The 24572-nt window shown below is 68.9% G+C and carries 22 protein-coding genes; 11 read left to right on the top strand and 11 right to left on the bottom strand.

Going from position 1 to position 24572, the window contains the following annotated elements:
* Positions 1-426 precede the first annotated feature (426 nt).
* The 3 genes from BLS95_RS21120 (at position 427) to BLS95_RS21110 (ending at position 4075) form a co-directional block, all read left to right on the top strand.
* Positions 427-1773 carry a molybdopterin-dependent oxidoreductase gene (locus tag BLS95_RS21120; RefSeq protein ID WP_245765190.1) on the top strand — a complete coding sequence of 449 codons (1347 nt, stop codon included), beginning with the start codon at positions 427-429 and terminating at the stop codon, positions 1771-1773.
* Between the two features lie 107 nt (positions 1774-1880).
* A complete protein-coding gene (locus BLS95_RS21115) occupies positions 1881-2270 on the top strand; it encodes a hypothetical protein (RefSeq protein ID WP_218135894.1) in 390 nt (129 codons plus the stop codon).
* Positions 2267-4075 (top strand): glycoside hydrolase family 15 protein, encoded by a 1809-nt coding sequence (locus BLS95_RS21110; RefSeq protein WP_090933795.1) that lies wholly within the window; start codon positions 2267-2269, stop codon positions 4073-4075. Before BLS95_RS21115 ends, BLS95_RS21110 begins: the two co-directional genes overlap by 4 nt.
* Positions 4076-4193: 118 nt before the next feature.
* Here BLS95_RS21110 and BLS95_RS21105 read toward each other — a convergent pair whose 3' ends face one another.
* The gene (locus BLS95_RS21105; RefSeq protein ID WP_176993300.1) at positions 4194-5486 is read right to left on the bottom strand and encodes a retropepsin-like aspartic protease; all 1293 of its coding nucleotides are present in this window, start codon (positions 5484-5486) and stop codon (positions 4194-4196) included.
* A 479-nt stretch (positions 5487-5965) separates the two neighbouring features.
* Between BLS95_RS21105 and BLS95_RS21095 the strand changes: the two genes are divergently transcribed.
* From BLS95_RS21095 to BLS95_RS21080, 4 genes are all read left to right on the top strand, one after another.
* Positions 5966-6175 (top strand): heavy-metal-associated domain-containing protein, encoded by a 210-nt coding sequence (locus tag BLS95_RS21095; RefSeq protein WP_090933791.1) that lies wholly within the window; start codon positions 5966-5968, stop codon positions 6173-6175.
* 73 nt (positions 6176-6248) lie between these two features.
* On the top strand, positions 6249-6671 hold the full coding sequence (locus BLS95_RS21090; protein ID WP_176993299.1) for an MFS transporter: 423 nt from the start codon (positions 6249-6251) through the stop codon (positions 6669-6671).
* Between the two features lie 14 nt (positions 6672-6685).
* Complete coding sequence (locus tag BLS95_RS21085) at positions 6686-7144, top strand: GNAT family N-acetyltransferase (RefSeq protein ID WP_090933789.1); 459 nt, start codon at positions 6686-6688, stop codon at positions 7142-7144.
* A gap of 32 nt (positions 7145-7176) precedes the next feature.
* Positions 7177-7677 carry a GNAT family N-acetyltransferase gene (locus BLS95_RS21080; protein ID WP_218135893.1) on the top strand — a complete coding sequence of 167 codons (501 nt, stop codon included), beginning with the start codon at positions 7177-7179 and terminating at the stop codon, positions 7675-7677.
* A gap of 204 nt (positions 7678-7881) precedes the next feature.
* On the opposite strand, the gene BLS95_RS21075 is transcribed toward BLS95_RS21080, so the two are convergent.
* A complete protein-coding gene (locus BLS95_RS21075; protein ID WP_090933785.1) occupies positions 7882-8082 on the bottom strand; it encodes a hypothetical protein in 201 nt (66 codons plus the stop codon).
* Between the two features lie 572 nt (positions 8083-8654).
* On the opposite strand from BLS95_RS21075, the gene BLS95_RS21070 reads away from it, so the two are divergent.
* Positions 8655-9503: a tryptophan 2,3-dioxygenase gene (locus BLS95_RS21070; RefSeq protein WP_090933783.1), complete on the top strand. Its 849-nt coding sequence runs from the start codon at positions 8655-8657 to the stop codon at positions 9501-9503.
* Positions 9504-9595: 92 nt separating this feature from the next.
* A complete protein-coding gene (locus tag BLS95_RS21065; protein ID WP_342742741.1) occupies positions 9596-9856 on the top strand; it encodes an ATP-binding protein in 261 nt (86 codons plus the stop codon).
* Positions 9857-9964: 108 nt separating this feature from the next.
* Here the strand turns inward: BLS95_RS21065 and BLS95_RS21060 are convergent, their stop codons facing one another.
* Positions 9965-10636, bottom strand: a complete 672-nt coding sequence (locus tag BLS95_RS21060; protein ID WP_090933780.1) for a nitroreductase family protein — start codon at positions 10634-10636, stop codon at positions 9965-9967.
* A 400-nt stretch (positions 10637-11036) separates the two neighbouring features.
* Between BLS95_RS21060 and BLS95_RS59065 the strand changes: the two genes are divergently transcribed.
* Positions 11037-11162 (top strand): acyl-CoA dehydrogenase family protein, encoded by a 126-nt coding sequence (locus BLS95_RS59065; protein WP_281250023.1) that lies wholly within the window; start codon positions 11037-11039, stop codon positions 11160-11162.
* Between the two features lie 496 nt (positions 11163-11658).
* On the opposite strand, the gene BLS95_RS21050 is transcribed toward BLS95_RS59065, so the two are convergent.
* The 8 genes from BLS95_RS21050 to BLS95_RS21020 form a co-directional block, all read right to left on the bottom strand.
* Positions 11659-12432 carry a hypothetical protein gene (locus BLS95_RS21050; RefSeq protein WP_090933778.1) on the bottom strand — a complete coding sequence of 258 codons (774 nt, stop codon included), beginning with the start codon at positions 12430-12432 and terminating at the stop codon, positions 11659-11661.
* Between the two features lie 18 nt (positions 12433-12450).
* Positions 12451-13284, bottom strand: coding sequence for a hypothetical protein (locus BLS95_RS21045; RefSeq protein WP_090933776.1), 834 nt, complete (start codon positions 13282-13284; stop codon positions 12451-12453).
* A gap of 133 nt (positions 13285-13417) precedes the next feature.
* Complete coding sequence (locus tag BLS95_RS21040) at positions 13418-14002, bottom strand: O-methyltransferase (protein ID WP_218135892.1); 585 nt, start codon at positions 14000-14002, stop codon at positions 13418-13420.
* A gap of 154 nt (positions 14003-14156) precedes the next feature.
* Complete coding sequence (locus BLS95_RS59060; protein ID WP_281250019.1) at positions 14157-14288, bottom strand: hypothetical protein; 132 nt, start codon at positions 14286-14288, stop codon at positions 14157-14159.
* A 175-nt stretch (positions 14289-14463) separates the two neighbouring features.
* Positions 14464-16101, bottom strand: a complete 1638-nt coding sequence (locus BLS95_RS21035; RefSeq protein WP_090933775.1) for a glycoside hydrolase family 27 protein — start codon at positions 16099-16101, stop codon at positions 14464-14466.
* Between the two features lie 15 nt (positions 16102-16116).
* Complete coding sequence (locus tag BLS95_RS21030; protein ID WP_090933773.1) at positions 16117-17928, bottom strand: family 43 glycosylhydrolase; 1812 nt, start codon at positions 17926-17928, stop codon at positions 16117-16119.
* Positions 17929-18040: 112 nt separating this feature from the next.
* Positions 18041-18286 carry a hypothetical protein gene (locus BLS95_RS21025; protein ID WP_143043814.1) on the bottom strand — a complete coding sequence of 82 codons (246 nt, stop codon included), beginning with the start codon at positions 18284-18286 and terminating at the stop codon, positions 18041-18043.
* Entirely contained in the window at positions 18283-21003 is a 2721-nt protein-coding gene (locus BLS95_RS21020; RefSeq protein ID WP_090933770.1) for a beta-L-arabinofuranosidase domain-containing protein, read from the bottom strand. The genes BLS95_RS21025 and BLS95_RS21020 overlap by 4 nt, the downstream gene beginning before the upstream one ends.
* A 785-nt stretch (positions 21004-21788) precedes the next feature.
* On the opposite strand from BLS95_RS21020, the gene BLS95_RS21015 reads away from it, so the two are divergent.
* Entirely contained in the window at positions 21789-24572 is a 2784-nt protein-coding gene (locus tag BLS95_RS21015) for a glycosyl hydrolase family 95 catalytic domain-containing protein (protein ID WP_245765189.1), read from the top strand.

Below are 24572 nucleotides of genomic sequence, written 5' to 3'. Positions count from 1 at the left end.
TCCACACCACCACGGCGCACCTGCTCATCCCGCGTCCGCGGACGGTGAACCCCCGAAGCCTTTCCCCGGCCATGCCCTTTCCCGCCCAGAACGTCCCGCCCGCCTGATCGGCCGCCCCAAGTCGCGCCGGCACCGTTGACGCCGACCTCGGTGCCGCCGCGGCGATGCCAGCCGGCGCCGCTCAGCCGGGCGGGGCCACGGGACAAGGACGTTGAGATTCTTGCTCGTTCTGCGGCTGGCCTGGGAGAACCCCTCATGGGGATACAGGTGAGTACGCGGCGAGCTCGCCACACACTCGGCACCAAGCTCGCGCCCTCAACCGTCTGGGAGAGCCGGACATTGCCGAATGGGTGCTGGGGCGTGGCTTTGGAAAGACCGTTTCCGGTAAGGAGTCCGAACAGCCGACATTGGATTTCGGGGGGATCGGTGCCGGATGCGTCGCGTGGGCGTGACCGTGAGGTCAAGCCCGACAAGAAGGGCCGCCTGGCCGCGCGCCTAAGGGGGTGGAGCGGGCCGCCCGGGCCGTTCCGGCCGGAGTTCTGGCGCAGCCCGCTCCGCGGCCCCTGGCTGACCTCGGTGCTCGGACTGATCCTGCTGGCCGGGATCACCGCCGTCGCGATCACCGGGCTGGTGTCGTACGCCGCCTACGAGCCTCGGCTGCCGGGCAACGACACGACCCCCGGCAGGGGCCTGCTGGGCTTCTACCTGTTCGACTGGCCCACGGACCCGGTCTGGTTGTACCGGGTCACCCAGGGCGTGCATGTCGTCGGCGGGCTGACACTGGTGCCGATACTGCTGGCCAAGCTGTGGTCGGTCATCCCCAAATTGTTCTCCTGGCCGCCCGCCCGCTCCGTGGCGCAGGCCGTCGAGCGGGCCAGCCTGCTGCTTCTGGTCGGCGGCGCGGTATTCCAGTTCGTGACCGGGATCCTCAACATCCAGCTCTTCTACGTCTTCCCCTTCTCCTTCTACCCGGCCCACTTTTATGGCGCATGGATCTTCCTGGCCGCCTTCGTCGTCCATGTCGTCATCAAGCTACCCCGCGTCATCAGCACCCTGCGGACGTACGGCCTGCGCGACTACCTGCGCAGCTCCGTGGCGGACACCCGCCCGGAGCCGCCGGACCCCGATGGCCTGGTCGCCATCGACCCAGCGCCCCCCACGATGTCCAGGCGCGGCCTGCTGGCCTTCGCCGGCGGTGGTTCGCTGATCATGTTCGGCCTGTCCATCGGCCAGTGCATCGACGGGCCGTTGCGCCGTACCGCGCTGCTCGCCCCCCATGGGCGCCTATACGGTACGGGTCCCAACGACTTCCAGGTCAACAAGACAGCGGCGAGCCTCGGCGTCACCCCAGCCCTGACCGGTGAGTCCTGGCGGCTGACACTCACCGGACAGCACCGGATGGAACTCTCCCGCGAGGACCTGCTGGCGATGCCGCTGTACACCTACGCCTTGCCGATCGCCTGCGTGGAAGGCTGGTCGACCGTCCAGACCTGGACCGGCGTACGGCTGGCCGACCTCGGCCGCCTCGCCGGGATCCGGACCGGCTCGACAGGTGTCACCGCCAGGTCCCTGCAACGTGGGGGCTATTTCGGTGAGGCCTCGCTCAGCGCCGCGCAGGTCGCCGACCCGCGCTCGCTGTTGGCGCTACGGGTCAACGGCGCCGACCTGTCCCTCGACCACGGATACCCGGCGCGGGTCATCGTCCCCAACGCTCCCGGGGTGCACAACACGAAGTGGGTGCGCGAGCTCGACTTCACCCAGGAGGGATCTTGAACGGCCACGGCCGGTGGGCAAGGGCCTACGGCGCCCCTACGTGGCATTTGCTCGCACTCGCCCTCTGTTTTCTGGTCGCTGGTTACGCCGCCACCAAGGTGGTGGAAGTGGGGATCTGGCCGGGCTTTCTGGTGTGGTTCGTGGGGGCCGTCATCCTCCACGATTTGGTGCTGTTCCCTCTTTACTCCGCCGCCGACTTCGCCGCCCGGTCTTCCACCGCCCGTACCCCTCGCCGCCGTCGTACGGCTGCCCGGCCGCCGGGGCGGCGGCCGGCTCCGATCAACTACCTGCGCCTGCCGACCGCGTTCTCCGGCCTGCTGCTGCTGGTGTGGTCCCCGCTCATCCTGCACGGCGCCGAACCCAACTACAGGGCGGCGGTCGGCTTGAGCACCATTCCCTACCTCACCCGATGGATTCTGGTCACCCTGGTGCTCTTCGCCGCCTCAGCCCTGCTCTACGTGCTGCGATGCCTGGCCGCCGGGAGGGCCGGCCGTTGAGCGCCCGGCCGATCGGCGACTACGCGATGCTGTCGGACTGCCGATCCGCCGCGCTGGTCACGTCCGACGGCTCTGTCGACTGGCTGTGCCTGCCACGTTTCGACAGCCCGGCGCTCTTCGCCCGGCTGCTGGACGAAGAGGCCGGCTGCTGGACGATCCGGCCGGCATGTCCGGCCGAGGCGACGCGCCGGTACGTCGAGGACACCCTTGTCCTGGAGACCACGTTCCGGACGCGCGGCGGCACTTTGGTGCTCCTGGACGCTCTCGCGCTGGGCCGTGGCGAACGTGGGCACGCGCTGGGCACGACATCCCCCGGGCTGCTCCTCCGCCGGCTCGCCTGCACCGAAGGGCGGGTCCCTGTGGAGATCGTGTACGCGCCCCGGCCTGAGTTCGGGCTCGTTCGCCCGCTGATGCAGCCGGTCAGCGGCGGCCTGATCGCCCGTGGAGGGGCCGACGCGCTCACCCTGTCCAGCCCGGTGGAATTCCGGACCAGCGGCTCGGTCGCGGACGCCGGTCTCACCCTGCGCGCAGGACAGAACGTCGGTCTGGCCCTGCAGACCGGCGGAGCCTGGGCGCCCGACCCGCCGCGCCGTACCTCCTGGGCCGTCGCGCGCCGGATCCGCGACACCGTCGCGGGATGGCGATCCTGGTCACGCGGGCACGCCGACTACGAGGGACCGTGGCGCCGGCACGTCAACCACAGCGGCCGGGTTCTGCGCGCGATGACCTACGCCCCGACGGGGGCCATCGTGGCCGCGGCCACCACCTCCCTGCCGGAAAGCATCGGCGGGGAGCGCAACTGGGACTACCGCTACACATGGGTCCGCGATGCCAGTTTCACCCTGCACGCCCTGAACACGGCCACCTGTGAGGAGGAAGAGACCGCCTTCTTCACCTTCCTGTCCCGCGCATGCGCGACCCAGGTCGATACGGACCCGGACCTGCAGATCATGTACGGCATCGGCGGCGAGCGCGACCTGAGCGAACGGCGGCTACCGCATCTGCGGGGGTGGCGGGACAGCGCCCCCGTGCGGGTCGGCAACGACGCCTGGCGCCAGCGTCAGCTCGACGTGTACGGCGAACTGCTCGACGCCGCCTACCGGACCTACCGGGACATCGGCCCGTTCGACCCCCTCACCCGCTCGCTGCTGATCGGAGTGGCCGAGACCGCCGCTCGCCGCTGGCAGGAGCCGGATCAGAGCCTGTGGGAGGTCCGTGGCCCCAGCAGGCACTTCACGCACTCCAAGCTGATGTGCTGGGTGGGACTGGACAGGGCGATCACCCTGGCCCCCGTGCTGGGGGCCGCCTCCCGGGTGGCCGACTGGACGCGTGTCCGCGACGAGATCCACGCCGCGATCCTGACCCATGGCTGGAATGAGCAGGCGGATGCCTTCACCCAGACGTTCGGCGGCACCCAGATCGACGCCGCGACCCTGATGATGCCGCTGGTCGGATTCCTGCCGCCGGACGACCCAAGAATCCGCTCCACCGTGCGGGCCGTCGCCACCCAGCTGACCGACACGAGAGGACTGGTGCACCGCTACCGTTCCGCCGACGGGCTACCGGGCCAGGAGGGCACCTTCCTGCTGTGCACCTTCTGGCTCGCCCACGCGCTGGCCCTCACCGGTCAGGACGCCGCGGCCAGGCGGGCGTTCGAGACCGCCGCCTCTTGCGCCAATGACGTCGGCCTGCTCAGCGAAGAGGTGGACACCACGACAGGAGAGGCAATCGGCAACTTCCCTCAGGCCCTCAGCCACATCGGCCTGATCAACGCCGCCCGCGCCATCAGGGACACCCGGCGTTGAGCACTCGAACCCCGGCAGGCCCGACGCATTGCCGTATCGATGCGGGTGCACGCCTTCCCCACGTGCTGCCCGGACCACGAGGTCGGGCCGGGCAGCACGAATGCAAAAGGGCGGGAGGTCAGGGCCGCGAGATGTAGAACCGCATGTCACTGAAGTCGAAGGTGATCGTGAACGGTTTGAAGAAGGCGTGGGTGAAGTTGGCGATGGGGTCGAAGCCCAGCCGTTCGTAGGCGGCGGGCCCGGTGCGGGCGACGCTGTAGACGCCCTTGGCGACCGCCGTGCCGAGCCGCGCCTCGTCGGGATAGCAGGGATAGGCAGGGATGCGGTTGACGGAGGTGGGGCGGTCGTAGTCCACCCGTACCCGCAGGCGTTTTGCCGCCGCTTCGGTCATGGCGAGGCTGTTCCCGAGAGCGCCACCGGTGTCCATGCAGACCACCCGTGGGTCGTGGCCGTTGATACTGCCCAGGGTGAAGGGGAAGTGGTCTCCCGCCAACCACAGCGGCAGGGGTTTCACACCGGCGGCGTGGGCCTCGGCCCGGAAGGCATCAAGCTGTGCCGCGGTCTTCCGGCGCAGGATCAGCGCCTGATTCGCGTAGTCCAGCGTCGTCAGGAAGTGATAGAAGATATGGGTTCCGATGACGCCGGCCGGCTGTGGGTCGCCGAGCTGGGTGGGTTTGTCGATGTCGGCCCAGCTGACGGGAAAGTTACGCAACTCGATGTCGCCCATGCGGAACGAGTCCAGGACACCGAAGTACATGGTGAAGGTCTGACCACCGGCCTGTCCCCGCCCCGTGGACACCGCGCGCAGGCCGGCTTCCTCGGCCACCTCCATCGACAGGCTCAACGACGTCCCGCCGGTGTCGTACATGAACCGCTTCGGCTCACCACCCCGCACCGACGCCTCGACCAGCGGCATGGGATCCATCGCCACGAACGGCACTCGTGTGACGTCCGCACCGTGCACCTGGTACGGGGTCCCCGTCACCGCCTCAAGTTGCCTGGCGTACGGCTCGTTGCCGTAGGCCCGCACCAGCGGCACCGCACGGGTGAACTGATCCTGCCGCACGTAGTTGTCCGCCAACAGCTGCTTGGCGAACTGGTCGTCGGGCGCCAGTTCGACCGCTCGGGTCAGGAGCCGTTCGGCTTCGGTGAAACGGTTGGACAGTAACGCGACGTATCCGCGCTGGGCGGTCGCGTGGGCATTCGTCGGGTCGGTGCTCAGGATCTGCGCGTAGCCGCGATCGGCCTCCGCGAACCGGCCTGCCCTGAACAACTCATCAGGATCGACGCCGGCTGTCGCGGAATCCCAGGCGCTGGTCATCGGGAGCACCGCCGCAGCCCCGGCGGCCAGACCGGTCCGACGCATGAACGTACGCCGGTTCCAGCCGCTGGATGCGTGCTGATCTGCCATCACAACCCCTTCACGTTCCTCACTGGTGTGCCCTGCCGCCGGGTGCGAGGTACGCCACGAAATGCTCCGCACCTGAACCCGGCCGATGGACATCCAACGCGACCGGTTGTTTCCCTGGCGTTACCGCCGCCTCTCGCGGCGCTCCCGGCAGCGTGACATCGTCATCGCCGCTCAGCACGCTCTTCGACAGCGGCGGCCGGTTGTAGGGGTGTGCGTTTCCGCGCCGACCAGCGTGATGTCGCGGTCAAAGCCCTCCCTCCGCAGAGCCTGTACGGCACGCAGCCCCGCCAGGGAGGCACCGACCACAGTGATCTTGTTCAGCGTTCTGATGAACTCCGAGGATACCCCGGGCGGGTATGAGATCCACAATGTGACATGCTTCTCATATACCCCCTGCCCGTACGGCTTGCGTTTTGTGGCGATCAGACATACGTTCCTGCGCATACCCGCTAGGGGTATCGAGCGTAATGGAGTGTGGAATGAGCGCGAGCACGTACAAGGTGTCCGGGATGACCTGCAGCGGATGCGCTGGCAAGGTCACGGCCGAGATCCGCAAGGTTGCCGGGGTCTCTTCGGTTGACGTCGACCTGGCGACAGGGCAGGTGACGGTCACCTCAGACGGGCCTCTTGATGACGAGCAGATCAGAAATGTCGTGGAAGAGGTTGGCTACGAGGTGGTTCCCGCCTGATGCACCAGGATGCTGCCGAACCAGCGAGCTGCCGGTCCGGCAGGGCGGGCTACCGCTGCTGGTCGCCGGCTTCATGGTGCTCTATCCCGCCGTCGCGCCGTCCATGGCGCTGACCACCAACCTGGTCGTGGGCTCGGTGCCGCCGCAGAAGGCAGGGGCGGCCTCCGGCTTGGCCGCCACCTGCAGCGACCTGGGCATCTCGCTCGGCATCGCCGTCATCGGCAGCATCGGCGCCCTCGTCTACCGCGCCCAGGTGAGCATCGCGCTGCCAGGCGACCTGCCGCCCGAGGTGGCGGCGGCCGGCCGCGACAGCCTCGACGGCGCGGTGTCGGCGGCTCAGGGGCTTCCGAACGAGCTGGCCGCGGCGGTGCTCGCGCCCGCTCGCGAGGCCTTCGCCGGCGGGCTCAACGTGGCCGCCGTCGTCGCGGCGGTCATCGCGGGTGGCGCGGCGATCCTGGCGCTCCTCCAGCTACGTCACATTCCTCCCACGTCCTGAGAAGGGAACCCATCATGGTGTCGATCCGTCGTGCCACGGCCGCCGACGCGGCGACCGTTCACGGCTTGATGTGCGAGCTCGCCGAGTATCAGAACCAGGAATCGGCGATCACCGTGAGCGTCGATCGCATGCGAGAGTTCCTCGCCCGCCCCGAGATCACCTATTTGCTCGCGGAGCGGGGTGGGCGGGCGGTCGGTTACGTGTCCTGGTTCGAAAGGGCCAGTCTGTGGTCGGGCACGGACTATCTTGCGCTGGACGACCTCTTCGTACGCGACGGGGAGCGCGGCCAGGGAACCGGGGAGCGGCTGATGCTCGCGGCTTCCGAGGCCGCGAAAGGCAGGGTGGTCCGCTGGGAGGTCGCCGCGGCCAACGTGGCGGCCCAGCGCTTCTACCGGCGCATCGGTGCCACGTTGATCTCCAAGACGATCTGCCGCTGGCAGACGACGGAACCCGGCGCCATCAGGGAGTCGTGATGGCCCGTGCTTGGTCGGCAAGGAGTGAGACTGTGGAATTGCGTCCGGCGAGACATGAGGACGCGCAGGCGGTAGCCAGGATCTGGTGCGAGGGATGGGGCGACGGGCACCGGGGGAACGTCCCCGACGAGCTCGCGGCGGTCCGGACCCCGGAGTCGTTCGGAGAGCGTGCTGCGCAGCGGGTCGAGGACACGGTCGTCGCGATCGTCGAGGGTGCCGTGGCCGGGTTCGTGATGGTGGTCGAGGACGAGGTGGAGCAGGTCTACGTGGCCAGGGAACACCGGGGCTCCGACGTGGCGGCCGCCATGCTCGCTGAGGCCGAACGCCTGGTCGCGGCCAACGGCCACCGGCGGGCCTGGCTGGCGGTCGTCGCCGGCAACACGCGGGCCCGTAGGTTCTACGAACGAAGCGGCTGGTTGGACGAGGGTCTGTTCGACCACCTGGCACCGAGCGAGACCGGCTCCATCGTCGTCCCGGCGCACCGCTACGTGAAAGGCGTCGGCGAGGGCTCGAACGACCTGGCTGAGGGGTGAGCCTTCGTCATCGCGTCGCTCGACGACGTCGCTGAGCGCGCTTCACGGACATGCATGCGCGGTTTGCTTGTCGGCTGCGTCGATTCGATCGCAATCAGGTCCTGGTGTCCCGGCCAGGGCGGGAGTTTCAGCAGGTGCTGCAGCCAGCGCCATGCCGTCTCCCGCCCCAAGGCGTGAGGCTGATCGCCTGCCGCGGCAGAAGAGTCAGAGGCTGGCCCTGACAATCCGGTCCAGGCACATCATGAGGCTGGCGGCGACCAGGAGGCCGGTGAGTGAGAGCAACGTGAGCTTCCATGGAACGCGCCTGACCAGCTCGAAGTAGTCGATGTTGAAGTTCTGGTAGGCGGCCGGGTCGATGCGGAGGTGTGCTCCCTGCGGTCGAGCCGGGCGGGAGAGCTCCAGCACCTGCGGGGCGAAGGCGTCGTGCGAGGTGGTGTTGGCGATGTCGGCCGGGCTCCGGCGGCGCCGCCGTCAGGAACCGACGACCTGGTAGAGCGATGGACCGTGCTCGAAGATGAGATGGACCGGGTTTCGGCATGGCGCGGCGCGGTTGGGCTTCGTGCTGTTGCCGTCGGCAGGACGCTCAGGGGATCACTCGCGTCGATGACTACCCTCCCGGCCAGCTGTTCGGCCGTGTCCCCCCAGGACCTCGTCGGCGGCCGGGTAGGTGAGCACGTTCAAGATGATGTCGGCGCAGGCCGCCGCCCTGCTAGCGACCTGGCTGTGGCCCGGGTCCCAGCCCGCCGGTGACGGCGACGACCTTGTCCGGCATGCGGACGCTATACGTCACGTGATGGCCAGCGACGGATCCAGAAGCGGCCGATTGCCCGCCCGAGTGGACCGGCTCCGGGGGTCCCCAGGCGCGGTGGACTTCGATTCCGGACGTAGAGTTTTGGGTAGACCGGCCGGACCGCAAAGGTCTGCCCCTTCCATGGCAGCAGACGAGTACCCGTTCTCGGCGGAGAGGGAGGGATACCATGGTCGCCCGATCATGGCGCGATCTGCGCCCGGAAAGCGCCGTATCAGGCGAGATCAGCGGGACCACCCGCTACATCGATTACTTCCAGGTTCGGCAGCTGCACACCTTGCAGCGGCCGAGGACGGAAACCGCCTATGAGATGGCCTTCCTGATCAGTTCCCAGGTGATGGAGCTCTACTTCGGGTTGCTCTGCCATGAGCTCGGCAGGGCACGACGCGAAGTCCTTGCCGATGATGTGCCCGCGGCCCTGCGCACTCTGAGACGTAGCGTGGCTCATCTGCGTGCGCTCGAGGCCACCTGGGAGAGCTACGCGGACATGACGCCCTCGGACTGGAACCCGATCAAGGCCCAGCTCGGCAAGGGCGAAGCATCCTCGCTTCACTCGTACATGTTCCGTCACCTGGTGTTCCTGCTGGGACAGAAGTCTGCGGAGATGCTGGAGCCGCACCGGTCCACGCCTCTGATCCACCAGGGGCTGCAGGACGCTCTCAGCGCGCCCAGCCTCTATGACGAGGTTCTGGCCCTGCTGCAGCGCAGAGGGCTGCCGCTGCCGGACTCCGCCGTCCACCGCGACTTCGCCGAGCCGTACGTCGCACAGCCCGAGGTGGAGGCCGCCTGGGTGCAGGTCTACCACGACGAATCCTTCACCGACCTGCGGGAGCTCGGCGAGGCGCTGACTCAGGTCGCCGATCGCTTCACCCGGTGGAAGCAAGTACACCTGACGGTGACCATACGCACCTTCGGCGCCAAACCGGGCTACTACCGAACGCCGGCTGTCGACTGGCTGCACAACAGCCTGGACCAGACAGTCTTCCCCGAACTGTGGAGCGCGCGCACGACCATGTGATCGCTTGGAGAGGCAGGCTTCACCCCTGCCGCAGGGTTCCCGGGGCGGCCAAGTCGTCCTTACCTGTTGGCCTCTAGCTGCAGCTGATCCGTGTGCTGGACGGGGTCGCGGTCATCGTGGTGGACGACGGGGCAGGCATCCCGCCCGCCCACCGCGAACGCGTCTTCGAACGCTTCGTCCGGCTCGACGACGGCCGCCGTCGCGATCCCGGCGGCAGCGGGCTCGGCCTGGCCATCTCCCGCGATATCGCCCAAGCCCACCAAGGAACCCTCAAAGTCGCGGACTCGCCGCAGGGCGCCACGGTGGTGTTGTGGCTGCCGCTCTTCAGCGCGTGGCCCCCACAACACCAGTGACGCAGTCGAGACGCCGCGATCTGACCCGAGGTTTGCCCGTGCTGAACCCGAACAAGGCCAAGGCCTCCCAGAGGGCCGGGAACGCGGCCGATCCCCGCCGCCGGACACTCAGGCCCCGGCCTGAGGGCTCCAGAGAGGGTCCGGGATCTCCACGCCGAACGGCTGCTCCCAGTGCTCCCGGGAGGCCACCTCGTGGACGGGACGGCGGTTGGCCGCCACTCCCCATCTGCCCAGCGGGTAGCCGAAGGCCAGCATCGTCGTCATCCGCCAGCCCTGCTCGACGGGGACGCCCAGCAGCTCGGTGACCTCATCCTCGGCGTACCGCAGGACGAAGGTCATGACGCCGCCGACGCCCTCGGCGCGGGCGGCCAGGAACGCGTTCCAGATCGCGGGGTAGATGTTCGCCCCGCCGAGGTCGTCGATGGCGAAGACGAAGATCAGCAGCGGGATCTCTTCGAAGTGGTCGGTGAAGTAGTCACCGGACGCCTTGATCTTCCGCATCGTCTCGGCTTGGTCCTCGCCGGCCTCGTGCAGGGCCTTTCCCAGGGCGGCGGACTCGGAATCCTCGTACTCCAGCCGCCGGCATCTCCGGTAGATCTCGTGCAGCCTCGCCTTGGTCTTCGGGTCCTCGACGACGAGGAAGTGCCAGCGCTGCGCGTTACCTCCGCTGGGCGCGCGGATCGCGGCGTCGAGGATGCGGCACTGCGTCTCCAGCGGAATCGGGTCGGGCCGCATCCGCCGCATCATCCGCGTCGTGTAGAGGGCTTCGTGGACGTCCACTGGGCATCCCTCCTCGGCTAATCTGGCCTCGGATCGTCCCAGCCCGGTTCGTTGATCATGGGCGCAAAACTTTCTTGCTGATCTTGCGGCTGGGATCACCCCAGGTCATGGGCTCTCGTCGGCCGAGCCCTTCCATGACGCCTCATCCCAGTATCCCACGTTCGCTCAGGGAACAACGGTTCGCGAGCGGCGAGGGCTGGACATTACGACCGAACGAGGAGATCACACCCGGCGGGGCTGCCTGACCTGCGCCGCCTGCGCGCATCTGGCCTACTCCGCCGACCGTTGGTGAAACTGCGTCGCCTACAGCACAGTCGGCGCGGCCCTCGTCATGGGCAGGCCGTCTTACCAGGCTTTGACGACGTAGCGCGGTGGCCCCAGTTCTTCGCGCGAGGAAGGCATCGACGAATACCCAGTCGCCAAGTACCTGCGGGACGCCCGCGTGATGACCCTCTACGAAGGAACGAGCCAGATCCACAAGCTGCTGATCGGCCGCACCCTGACCGGTGTCGCCGCCTTCACCTGAGCCGTCATCCGCCGAGTGAAAGGGAACCCTGATGCGTCGCGTCCATTTCGCCCTGCCCGCCGGACTCCCATCGGCAAATTGCGCGGCTCACGGTCGAGCCTGCGCCCGACAGCCATGGCCTTGAGCGGCTTGATCGCAGGCGTGGGCGCAGGGCAGGGTGTGGTCGTCCTCACCCAGCGTGACTGACCTGTCCGCGGCGGACAACATGAATCCCGAGGTCTGGCACCACGTACATACCCTGGCTGCGGCTGTGACGAAGATCAGCCCAGGTCGCGGCGACCGAATCGCGGCTCCAGTGTCCGGACATGGTGAAGTTTCGCCGCGTGCACCACGCCATCCTTACTGCAGGAGCGACGGTCGTGCCGGTCATCCCGCTGAGCACGGTTGACTCGCCGTCGCCGTGGGCGAGCAGCTCGTGGTCGAGTTCTACTCCCGCTAGAGCGGGCCACCCTTCCGGCAAGCCGGAGGCGGGCCTTCCACTGGGGAGGCCCACTGATCAGGGCGTCAGGGATGGGGACGCCTCTTCCGGTTGCCGGGCCATCGGCAGGAACTGGTCGTAGAAGTCCACCCGCAACTGGTACGCCCGCTGCTCGACCTGCCGGAACCCGTCGGTGTCCCCGTCACGCGCCAGCAACTCGCTCAGCCGCACGCCGAGCCGGTCGGAGTGGCTGGCCGACAGCCGGGAGGTCGTCGCGAGCGGATGCGCCTTCGCGTCATGCACCAGGTGGGGGTAGTAGAAGTAGGACTGGTTCTTGCCGTTGTGCGTCAGCCGCCCCTCCATCCGGGGCCAGAACCGCCCGTATTCCAGTGAGACGAGGATCTCTCCCCAGAAGCGCAGGATCGTCAGCAGCCGCAGATCCGCGTGCTCGGCCCGCCCGGCGTCGGCGATGAGCTCCAGGGTGCCCGTGACGGCGGCCGTCGTCGCCCCGGTCGGCCGGGCCTCGACCAGCGCCTGCCGGGTGACGCCGAGCTGGAGTAGGTCCTCCTTCATGTCCTCGCGGTGCGAGCGCGTGCGGCCGTGGCTGCCCGGATATTCCTCGCGCAGGATCGTACGGGCGATGCGCAGCCCGCTCTCATCGGTCAGCAGGTCGATCGCCAGGTCGTAGGCCGGGGTGAAGGCCAGCGACAGGAAGCGCCGCTGCAGCAGCAGCGTGGCGAAGTCGTCGTCGGAGAGCAGCGGCACGTGGACGAGCACGGGATGCCGCTTGAAGTCCTCGATCAGGCCGTCTTCGAAGCCGTCGAGCTCTCTGAGGAAGCCGGAATCGTCCACGGGACAGTCCTTTCGCGCCTAGAAACGGAGGTTGTTGACCGATCTGCGCCAGTCGCCGGGATCGACGGGGTGGCTGATGTCCCAGATCTTGTCCAGCTCGTGGCGTACGTCGCGGCCCATGCCGGTGTCGCTGCCCTCCACCTCGATCTGGCTGGAGTCGATGGCGAGCTTGCCGTGCAGGAAGGAGCTGACGAAGTAGCGCTCGTCCACCTGGTAGACGGCGACCGACGGCAGCGAGTTGTAGACGTGAACCTGGAGGAGTCCGTGGTGCTCGCCCAGTCTGGCGTGGATCTTGGAGAAGGTCTCCAGGCAGTGCTCCACGCTCTCGCGGACGTTCACCTCGGCGGCGGGCTCGCGATGCCCGGCCAGCGCCTCGTCGCGGAGCAGCGCGACCGGGGACGCGGGATGCAGCAGCAGCACGCGGACCCGGATCCGCCTGTGGACGATGGCGTCCTCCAGCTCCTGCTGGAAGTTCTGCAGGTTGGGGATCCAGGTCTGCAGGATGCGTACCTCGCTGCGGGCCGCGCCGAGGTGCTCCGCGAACACCTGGCCGGGGAACCCGCGGTGCACGCGTGCCACGCCGCCGTATTGGTCACGCAGGCGGTCGCGGACGATCGCGTCCGTGTCGAGCCGTCGTACGACGTCGTGGATGTCGTCGACCACACGCAGCCGGCCGAGCTCCAGCAGGAGGTAGACCACCACCGTGCTGAGGATGAGCAGCGTGATCTTCGGCAGGGCGCCGCCCAGGGCCACGTTGTCGAGTAACCCCAGCAGGCCGGCCAGCGAGATCCCGATGCCCGCGACCGCCATCACCCACTGCACCGCCCGTTCGGCGATCCGGCTCACGCTCATGCGCACCTCCGTCACGGGGCGACGGCGTCGCCTCTTCGGAGCCCGTGGTGACTCTGCCTCCATCTTTGTGCACGGGCGGCGACGGTGCGCGGTGATCGGGCAACGCAGGGCGACGAGTTCAACGACGGGCCGGTCACCGTCGTAGCGCGACCAGTTCCCCCTTGCCGACGTTGATCGTGGTCACGGTCAGCCGTGGCTCCTGCCGCAGCAGGTCGTGCAGCGGGGCGATCTCCTCGGGGTGGGACAGGGCGTTGTCGGCCACGAGGACGCCGCCCTGGCGCAGCACCCGGTAGGGATGCGGCCACCATGACGGGTACTCGGGGCGTTCGGCGTCGAGGAAGAGCAGGTCCACCGCGCCGTCCGGCATGCTCGCGAGCGCGGAGCCGCCGTCGGCGACGCGGAACTCCACGTGATCGGCCAGGCCGGCGTCGGTCGTCGTGCGCCGGGCGTGCGCCTGGGCGTCGGCGTCGGTGTCGAGGCTGAGGACGTGCCCGCCGACCGCGCGGGCCGCGTCGGCCAGCCACAGCGTGGACACGCCGCGGGAGGTGCCCACCTCCACGATGATCCGCGCGCTGATGCTCTGGGCCAGGAACCACAGGAACTCTCCGGCGTCGGGCTCCAGCACCCGCCACCGGTCCAGCCTGTCCTGCTGAGCGGCGTCGTGCTGGGCCGCGGCCTCGTTGAGGTCCTTGATGATCTTCTGTAGCGTCTCGTCCACGGGTATGAGTCTGCCCGACCGAAACCGGATAAGACCGACTTTACGGCCTGTATGGGAGTGGACCCCCGCTCGTCGGGAGCCCAAGGGGGACAGGGTGTGCGCGTGGCCGGCCCCCCCGGTCAGCCCTTCTGGCGTGTCGCCTCCCGCCACTCGTTCAGCGGGACGGCGGTCCCACCGACTTCCTGGCGCGCAGTTCCGCCGGCAGCCGGTGCACGCGGGCCCGCGCACCGTCGCCCAGCAGCGGCTCCACCGCCCGCCGGCCGAGGTCGAAGCGGGGCGGGTCCATGCTCGACAGCCTGGGGTGCGCCAGCGGGCGAGACCGGCATCGCCGAAGGAGTCAATCGGGAGCACTCAGGACCAGGCCGCGCGGCCTGGTCCTGGCCGGTCGCAGGTGCGCCTGTACCTGCCGTTGACGAGAGGGTGGCCCGGGGCTGTCGGGCCGCTCCGCCTGCGAGCGGCTCCTATATCCGGGACCAACGTTGGTTGGCCGCGCCCGTGCAGGTCCAGATCTGGAGCCTGGTGCCGTTGGCCGTGGCGTTGCCCGCCACGTCCAGGCACTTGTTCGCGCCGACGGCGGTGATGCTGCCGTCGGTGTTGAAACGCCATTTCTGGTTGCTCTGACCGTTGCAGTCCCAGATGATGACGCCGGTGCCGTCGGCGGTGCCGGCGTTGTTGACGTCCAGGCACTTGGTGCCGAAGACGCGCAACTCGCCGGCGGCCGTGCCGGTCCACTGCTGGTTGGTTTGCTGGTGGCAGTCCCAGATGATCACTTGGGTGCCGTTGGCCTGGGAGGCGCCGTTCACGTCGAGGCACCTGCCGGAGCCGGTCCCCTGGATCCGGGTGGCCGGGGTGGCGGTGCCGCCGCTGATCCGGAACACGGCGGTGCCGTGCGCGGGCACGCTCGCCGAGATGGCGCCGGTCGTCGTGGTGACGGCGTTCGTCCAGGCGTCACGGACCGTGAACGGGCCGCCGGTCAGGCCGATGGCGGAGGCGGTGGTGCTGATCGTGGTGGTGCTACCGCCCTGGTTGAACAGGGCGACCGCGACGTCGCCGTTGTTCAGCCGCTTGGCCAGAACGCGGCGGGTGCCGTCGTTGGCGACCTGCGTGGCCTGCAGGCCGAGCGGGTCCTGGTTGATGGCGATCAGGTTCGCGTTCTTCATGATCGTCGAGGTGACGGCGTCCATGGTGCGGACGTCGTTCCCGGCGATGAGCGGGGCGGCCATGACGGCCCAGAGGGCGAAGTGGCTGCGCATCTCGGTGTCGTTCATGCCGCCCCGGCCGACGACCATCATGTCGGGGTCGTTGAACTGCCCCGGCCGGGCGCGGCCCGCGAGCGGGACGTTGACGTTGACGATGTTCTGGATGCCCATCGGGTAGCCGTTGGTCTGCCCCGTGTTCCAGGCGTTGGTGATGTCCTCGGTCGTGCGCCAGATGTTGGCGACGTCGCCCCAGTCACGCTGCGGGCCGGTCTTCTCGTGGATGCTGTTGGGGTTGATGCTGTAGAGGATCGGCCTGCCGGTGGCGGCCAGCGCGTCGCGCATCTTCGCGAAGGTGCGCACCTGGTCGTCTATGGTGCCGGTGGGGGAGCACCAGTCGTACTTGAGGTAGTCGACGCCCCAGGCGGCGAACTGCCGGGCGTCCTGGGCCTCGTGACCGAGGCTGCCGGTCGCGCCCGGGTAGGCGCCGAAGTACTGGGCGCAGGTCCGGTCCAGCGGCGCCTGGTAGAGGCCGAACTTCAGGTTCCTGGCGTGCAGGTAGTCGCCGAGCGCCTTCATGCCGCTCGGGAACCGGGACGGGTTGGCCTGGAGGTTTCCGGCCGAGTCGCGGTTGGGATCGAACCAGCAGTCGTCGACCACGACGTACTGGTAGCCCAGGTCACGCATGCCGGAGCTGACGAGCGCGTCGGCCGTTTGCTTGATCAGCGTCTCGCTGATGTTGCACCCGAAGGTGTTCCAGGTGTTCCAGCCCATGGGCGGGGTGCGGCCCACGCCGTTCTCCAGAGCCTGCGCCGGCAGGGGCGGGCCGAGCGCGACGGCCCCCGTCGTCAGGGTAAGCATCATGGTCAGGGCGAGGGAGAAGCGCGTTCGTTTCCTGCTCATCGATGTCTCTCCGGGTCACTGGAAGGAGGCGTCGTCGACGTAGAGGCCGTCGGTGCCGGCGGTCGTCTCGACGTAGAAGGAGGCGTTGGTCAGCGTTCCGGTCCATGACACGGTCGTGGTGCCGGTGAGCTGGGTCCAGCCGTTCGTGCCGACCGTTTGCGCCGGGGTGAGCTGGTGGTAGCTCGTGGTGCCGTTCGCCGTGAGTGTCAGGGTGGCCTTCGCGCTGGGGGTTCCGCTCTGCGACCGCACCCAGACGCTCGTGGTGTAGCTCTTGCCGTTGGTGAGCCTTGCGGTCACGTTCTGGTGGGGGCCGTTCCAGGCCGCGGTACGGCCGGAGTTGAGCAGGGACCGGCTGCCCGCGTGGGCGACGTCGGTGACGGCGGACAGAGTTCCGCCGGAGGAGGTCCAGCCCGTCGTGCCGTTCTCCATGGTGCCGTTCGTCAGCAGTTCGGTGCCGCTGCCGCCGCCCGGCGTGAACTGCCACCAGTTGAGGTTGAGCAGGTAGCCGCTGCTGCCGGCGAAGCGGAGGTAGAGGTCACGCGTGCCGGTCGCCCCGGACACCGGGCAGGTGACCGAGCTCCAGTTCTGCCACCCGCCGGTGCCCGCGACGGTGCAGGTGCCCACGAGAGTGCCGGTGGCGCTGCCGAGCCGCAGCTCGATCCGGCCGCCGCTGGTGCCCGACGCCACGCGGGCGGTGAAGGAGGAGGCGCCGTCGCCGAAGGCGACACCCTTGACCTTGAGGTAGTCGCCGTTCTCGATGAAGCCCACGTTCATGCCGCCCTCGCCGGACGGTTCGGTCTCGACCCCGGAGGCCCAGGCGATCGTCTCGGCCTCCTGGCGGACGAACGGGTTGAGCGTGCCGATCTGGGGCGGTCCGGCAGTGGTCATGGTGATGGTGGGGAACGTGCCGTCGGCGTTGTAGGTGAACTTCTCCACGGCCACCGACCTGGTGTAACCGCCTCCACCGGGGAGGGCGCCGTTGTGGTAGAAGAAGTACGAGCCGCCGTTGAAGTCGATGACCCCGGCGTGGTTGGTGAAGCTGCTGCCCTGGCGCGGCATGATCGTCCCTCGGTAGGTCCACGGCCCGGTGGCGCTGGGCGCCGTCGAGTAGCCGATGAACTCCGAGCAGCACTCGGCGGCGAAGACGATGTAGCACAGGCCGTTGCGCTTGAAGACCCAGGGGCCCTCCTCGTACAGGGTCGGGCGGCCGGTGTTGCCGGTGCGCGTGCCGAAGCCCGCGGTGGTGAGCGGGATCTGGGTCGGGCTGCCGGAGAAGGAGATCATGTCCGTGTTCAGCCGGACGTACCAGAGGCGGGGGTTGCCCCAGTACAGGTAGGCCTGGCCGTTGTCGTCGATGAACACGTTCGGGTCGATCTCGCCGTTGTTGACCAGCGGGCGTCCGATGGCGTCCCTGAAGGGCCCGGTCGGGCTGTCGGCGACCGCGACGCCGATGGCCATCGAGCCGGTGGCGCGGTCGCGGACCGGCACGTACCAGTAGAAGCGGCCGTTGCGGGCGGCGACGTGGCCGGCCCAGGCGTTGGCGTCGGCCCAGGCGAAGGTGGCCAGGCTCATCGGCGAGCCGTGGTCGGTCCAGTTGGCCAGGTCCGAGGAGGAGTAGACGTGCCAGTCACGCATGGTGAAGTACGTGGAGCCGTCCTCGTCGTGGCCGGTGTAGAGGTAGACGCGGCCGTTGTGGACGAGCGGCGCGGGGTCGGCCGTGTAGATGGTCTGCACGATCGGGTTGTCGGCTCTGGCCGCCGACGGGAACAGCACGGTCGCAAGAAGCAGGCCTACGGTACACAGGACCGTGCGCAGGGCGGGTCTCACCTGTTGTCTCCCTCAGGCGGTGGGTGACGGGGATGTTCGTGGGTCCTGGACGCGGCGGACACTCCCAGATGCCGCGTCCAGGACCCGGTTCGCAGAAAGGTCAGCGGGGGAGTCAGCGCTGCAGGGTCAGCAGGCCCGGCCGGTAGGGCAGGAGGCCGTAGTCGCCGCCGGAGTTGGGGCTGCGTCCCTGGTAGAGGAGTTGCAGGTTGCAGGGGTTGCTCTCGGTGGCGCCCTGGACCTCCAGGGCCTTGTTGCTGTGGCGTGAGATGAAGCGCACGTGGCCGTCGGAGCTGTCCTGAGGCGTGAGGCATACGCCCACGAGGAGCAGCGGCGACAGGACCGTGAGCACGCGTCTCACAGGAACCTCCAGAGGGTGTTGTTCGCGCCGTTGTCGTCGGTGAGCACGACCTGCGCACCCTGTGAGGTGCCGGCGAGGCCGAGGACGCGGCCGCCGTTGGCGCACTGGATGCGGAAGGCGGCGCCCGACCCGTGACGCAGCCGCCAGCGGTGGTCGGCGGTGCCGTTGTCGGCCCACTGCACGACCCGCGACCCGGCGACGGTGCCCATGTTCTCCACTCCCAGCACCTTCTGGCTGTGGGAGTTGCGCAGCCGCAGGTAGCCGCCGGTGTCGGCGATCGCCGTCCACAGGTGGTCGGCGGTGCCCGTGTCGCCCCACTGCACGACGAGCGCGCCGTCGGCCGTGGACATGCCGGTCACGCCGAGCACCATTCCGGTGCCCGCGTTCTGGATGCGCCGTGCCCCGTTCGGCATGAACCGCCACTGGTTGTCCGGGCTGCCGTTGTCGGAGTCCTGGACGACCTGGGCGCCGTTGGCCGTCGAGCCGTTCAGGACGCCGAGCAGCTTGGAGCTGTGCACGTTGCGGATCTTGACGGAGCCGTCGCCCGCGTCGGTGATCGTCCAGCGGTGGTCGGCGGTGCCGTTGTCGGTCCACTGGAGCACCCGAGCGTTGTCGGCGGTCGACATGTTCTCGACGCCGAGCACCTTGCCGCTGTGCACGTTACGGAACCGCAGGGCGCTGCCGTCGGCGATCGGGACCCAGTCGTGGTCGGCGGTGCCGTTGTCGGTCCACTGCAGGGCCGGGCCGCCGTCGGCGGTGGACATGTTCTGGATGCCGAGGGCCAGCCCACTGGCCGCGTTGACCAGCCGGAAACTCGCCGCGTCGCTGCCCGTCCCGGTGTTCCAGTAGACGACGTAATTGTGGCCGTGAGCGTCGTGGAACGGTTCCAGCCGCACCGACGCCCCGTTGGCGGTGGCTGTGAAGGACAGGGAGGACGCACTGGTCCGGGTGATCGTGGAGGGGGTCAGGGTGGGGGCCGACGACAGGCTCGTGTCGCCGTAGTCGCCGGACAGCACGACCGGGCCGTAAACAGCGGCGGCGATCGCGGCGTTGTCGTTGGCGGCCTTCATGACCACCCGCATGGGCAGCCGCACGGTCACGGTGTCGCCCGGCGCCCACGACCGGGTGAGGTCGGCATAGGTGCCCGGCGTGGTGGCGATGTTCTGCTGGGCTCCGTTGACGCTGATCGTCGCGCCCTGGGTCCAGCCCGGGATGCGGACGCGCATCGTCCACGATCCGCTCACGTTGCCGGTGACCTGTAACGACGTGGTGTCGGCGGCCGGGTAGGAGGTCGTCTGGGTGACGGTGATGCCCCGCTGGCTCCAGTTGAGCGTGGAGGGCGTGAACAGGTTCACGTACAGGGTGGTGCCGTTGTGGAAGTAGATCGAGTCCATCAGCTTGGTGTTGGTCTCGATCCCGGTGCCCTGGCAGCACCAGAAGGAGTCGTAGTCGGTGCTCCAGGTGCCGCCGCCCCAGGCCGGGCCGACACCCCGCCGTCCGCCGGGATTGAGCGGGGTGAAGTAGGTGACATGCCCGTGCGCGTCGGCCGGGTTCTGCTGCCCGATCAGATGGTTGAGCAGGGCGTTCTCGTAGTAGTCGAAGTAGTCGGCCCGGGACGGCGACAGCAGCCACAGCTCCCGGGTCAGCTTGAGCATGTTGTAGGTGTTGCACGCCTCGCCGGTGTCCCTGGCCAGGTGGGCGGCGATCGCGTCGGGGGCGCGGAAGTGCTCGGCCTGGCTGTTGGAGCCGTTCACGTACGTGTGCGCGCCGATCGTGATGGACCAGGCGTTGACGGCGATGTCGCGGTAGCGGGTGGTGCCCGTCGCCTTGTATTCGCGGGCGGCCCCGATCCACTTGGGCACCTGCGTGTTGGCGTGCAACCCGTTGAGCCGGTCCTGGCCCGCGGCCAGCGGGTCGAACACGGCGGCGTGGTCGAACCGCTGGGCCGTGGCCAGCCAGCGGGCGTCGCCGGTCAGCTGGTACAGGTCCGTCAGCACGGCGTTCATGCCGCCGAACTCGGTGCCGAGCATGGCCTGCGTCTGGGCTGGGCTCAGCCGGGACGTACGCGCGTCCACCCACCCCGCCAGGGCCAGCAGCACGGTCCTGGCCTGGGTGTTTCCGATCAGCCGCCAGACGTCCAGCAGCCCGGCCATGGTCTTGTGGACGCAGTAGTACGGCACGTTGCCGTTGGTCAGGGTGCGGTTCTCGACGGCCGTGATGTCGGACTCGGGGAAACCGGACAGGTAGCCGGCGGTGAATCCGGCGGCGCCGTTGTTCGCCTGGCATCGGGCCAGCTCGGCCACCATGTAGCCGGCCTTGTCCCGGCAGGTGGTGTCGCCGAGCACGGCGTAGGTCTGCGCCCACGCCGTCAGGAAATGGCCCTGCACGTGCGATCGGAACGGGAAGCCGGGCGCGTCCCAGCCGCCGTTGGCCGCCGCGCCACCGGTGGACAGCCGGTGGTTGGCCCGGAAGACGTACAGGAGCCGATCGACGTCGACGAAGCGCAGGTAGGCGAGTGTGCGGTTCTGGTTGTCCAGCCAGCGGCCGGAGGTCAGCCGGACCTGGCCGAGGTCGAACTCGTAGGCCGACACGCCGAGGTCGGATCTGGCCCAGGGGAGCGCGGCCAGCGCGGGGGAGGCGGTGGCCACCTGGCCGGCGACCGAGAGCGCGGCGGTCGCGCCCGCGGCCTGAAGGAGCTGACGACGGCTCAAGGACATACGGAACTCCTCGGTTTCCCTATGTGGTGTTAGCGCTAACAATCCGTCGGTGACGTCACCGGGAACATCTCGGGCGAGGCGAGCTTATTGTTAGCGCTAACAATTCGTGGTGCAGGGGTGTACGAGCCTCCTCCGGTGAGGGCGTTGTCGCGGAGTACATCCGACGGTCCGGCCTGGCGTCAACGAGGGGGAGTCCCCGCCGCCGCGGGTGCCGGCGCAGGAACGCCTTCTCGCCTGGAGTTTCGTCTCCAGGGAGATCACGATGCGTCGCCCGTGCATGTGAAAGTTTCACAGAAGTCATCCCTTGGCAACAGGTAACGTGCCAGAGATTCGACGTTAAGTTGCGGAAGGCCGCGCGCCTCGATGTGCCGGCTCTGCCGGTGCGGCGGGTCACGAATGGCCGCCGAGGCGGGGTCACGCTGCTCTTCCGTCAGACCGGTCCGGGCGGTGCCGCGCCGTTCCTGACGTGGCGAAAGGCGCACACCGGTGGAGCGTACGGCGCCACTCACCGCATTCCGCGTCGAGGGCGGCACCAGGCCGCGGTCGCCGTGCCAGCGGGTTGATCTTAGTTAAGTTACTTCCGGCCGAACGGTTGACGAGCCGCGTCAGGGGCCTTTACCTTCCTCCAGGAAGTCGGCCGAGACATCGTTCACCACCACCTCCCGTCGCCGATGCGCCCGCGGCCCCCCCGCACGCCCGCGACCCTCTAGGGAACGAGAAGCGACATGTCCGATTTATCGCGAAGGCAAGTACTGAGATTCGGCGCGGCCGGTGCCGGATCCGCGATGTTGCCGTTGTCCTGGACGGCCGCCGCCCGGGCCGCCTCGGCGCCTCCCGCGGAGGTACGCGCCGCGAACGACCTGGCCCTGTGGTACGACGAGAGCGCCGGCACGGACTGGCTGAGAGCCCTGCCGATCGGCAACGGCCGCCTGGGCGCCATGGTGTTCGGCAACGCCGACACCGAGCGGCTGCAGCTCAACGAGGACACCGTCTGGGCGGGCGGGCCCTACGACCAGAGCAACCCCCGAGGGGCGGCGGCGCTGGGACAGATCCGGCAACTGGTCTTCCAGAACCAGTGGAACCAGGCCCAGACCCTGATCGACCAGAACATGCTCGGCACCCCGGCCGGCCAACTGGCCTACCAGACCGTCGGCGACCTGCGCCTCACCTTCGGCAGCACCGCCGGCGTCTCGGAGTACAACCGCTACCTGGACCTCACCACGGCCACCACCACCGTGTCCTACCTGCAGAACGGCGTGCGGTACCGACGCGAGGCGCTCGCGAGCGCCCCGGACCAGGTGATCGCCATCCGCCTGACCGCCGACAGGCCCGGCTCGATCACGTTCTCCGCGACGTTCGCCAGCCCTCAGCGGACGACGCGCACCAGCCCGGACGGGACCACCGTGGCGCTCGACGGCGTCTCCGGCGACATGGAAGGCGTGGCCGGCTCCGTCAGGTTCCTCGCCCTGGCCCGGGCCGTCGCCCAGGGCGGCAGCGTCAGCAGCTCCGGCGGCACGCTGCAGGTGCGCAACGCCGACAGCGTGACTGTGCTGATCTCCATCGGCTCCAGCTACCTCGGCTTCCGCGACGTCGGCGGCGACTACCAGGGCATCGCCCGGCGCCATCTCGACGCCGCGGCCGGCAGAGCGTACGACGACCTGCGCGGCCGGCACGTCGCCGACTACCAGCGGCTGTTCGGGCGCACGACGCTCGACCTCGGCCGCACCGCGGCCGCCGACCAGCCGACCGACGTACGGATCGCGCAGCACGCGAGCACCGACGACCCGCAGTTCTCCGCGCTGCTGTTCCAGTACGGCCGCTACCTGCTGATCTCCTCCTCCCGGCCTGGCACCCAACCGGCCAACCTGCAGGGCATCTGGAACGATTCGCTGACGCCGGCGTGGGACTCCAAATACACCATCAACGCCAACCTGCCGATGAACTACTGGCCGGCCGACACCACGAACCTGGCGGAATGCTACGAGCCGGTCTTCAAGATGATCAACGACCTCACGGTCAGCGGCGCCCGCACGGCCCGGGTGCAGTACAACGCCGGCGGGTGGGTGACCCACCACAACACCGACGCCTGGCGGGGGACGTCGGTCGTGGACGGCGCGTTCTGGGGCATGTGGCAGACCGGCGGCGCGTGGCTGGCCACCCTCGTCTGGGACCACTACACCTTCACCGGCGACCTGGAGTTCCTCCGGCAGTACTACCCGGCCATGAAGGGCGCCGCGCAGTTCTTCCTCGAGACCCTCGTGCAGGAACCGAACCTCGGCTATCTGGTCACGAACCCGTCGAACTCCCCGGAACTGGCCCACCACTCGGGCGTCAGCGTCTGCGCCGGCCCCACGATGGACAACCAGATCCTGCGTGACCTGTTCGACGGCTGCGCCAAGGCCACTCAGGCGCTCGGCACCGACGCCGACTTCCGGACGCGAGTCCTGGCCGCCCGTGACCGGCTTCCCCCGATGAAGACCGGCTCGCGCGGCAACATCCAGGAGTGGCTGTACGACTGGATCGAGCCCGAGACCAACCACCGGCACGTCTCCCACCTCTACGGCCTGCACCCCAGCAACCAGATCACCAGACGCGGCACCCCGGCGCTGTACACCGCCGCCCGGCGCACCCTCGAACTGCGCGGCGACGACGGCACCGGCTGGTCGCTCGCCTGGAAGATCAACTACTGGGCGCGCCTGGAGGAAGGCAGCCGGGCGCACGCGCTGCTCCGCCTTCTGGTGCGGACGGACCGGCTTGCGCCGAACATGTTCGACCTGCATCCCCCGTTCCAGATCGACGGCAACTTCGGCGCCACGTCCGGCATCGCCGAGATGCTGCTGCAGAGCCACACCGGCGAGCTGCACGTGCTGCCGGCCCTGCCGGCGGCCTGGCCGAACGGCAAGGTGCAGGGTCTCCGGGGACGCGGTGGCTACACCGTGGACGCGACCTGGAGCTCCGGCGCGGCCACCGAAGTCCGCATCACCTTCGACCGCAATGCGACGATCAACGTCCGCAGCCGCTCGTTCGCCGGAACCCTCCAGACGACCGACACCACGACCGGCGGCCCCGTCACCGTCACCAGGCCCGAGCCGGACGTCATCACCCTGACCGGCCAGGCCGGCCACACCTACCGCACCACGGTGTCCGCCGCGCCGGCCACCTACGTCCGCATCGCCAACGTCACCACCGGCCTCCTCCTGGACAGCGGCGGCAACGTCGCCTCCGGCTCGGTGCTCAAGCAGTGGAGCTACGACGGCAGCACCAACCTGCAGTGGCAGCTCCTGGATCTGGGCGGCGGCTGGTACCGCATCGTCAACCGCACCAACGGCATGGTCATCGACAGCTGGGGCAGCACCGCGAACGGCGCGAACGCGCGGCAGGCGGCCTGGAACGGCGGCGACAACCAGCAGTGGCGCCTCAACGCGGTGGCCAGCGGGCGCTATCAGATCATCAACCGGGGCACGGGGAGCGCTCTGGACGGGATGGGCAACAGCACCGTCGGCTCCACCGTGGCGATGTGGGCGCCGAACACCAGCACCAACAATCAATGGACCATCGCCTCGGTGTGA

The organism is Nonomuraea jiangxiensis (assembly GCF_900099965.1).
In the GTDB taxonomy this organism is placed as follows: domain Bacteria; phylum Actinomycetota; class Actinomycetes; order Streptosporangiales; family Streptosporangiaceae; genus Nonomuraea; species Nonomuraea jiangxiensis.
Note: the sequence above shows the minus strand (reverse complement) of the source record. Positions and strands in the feature narration are given on the sequence as shown.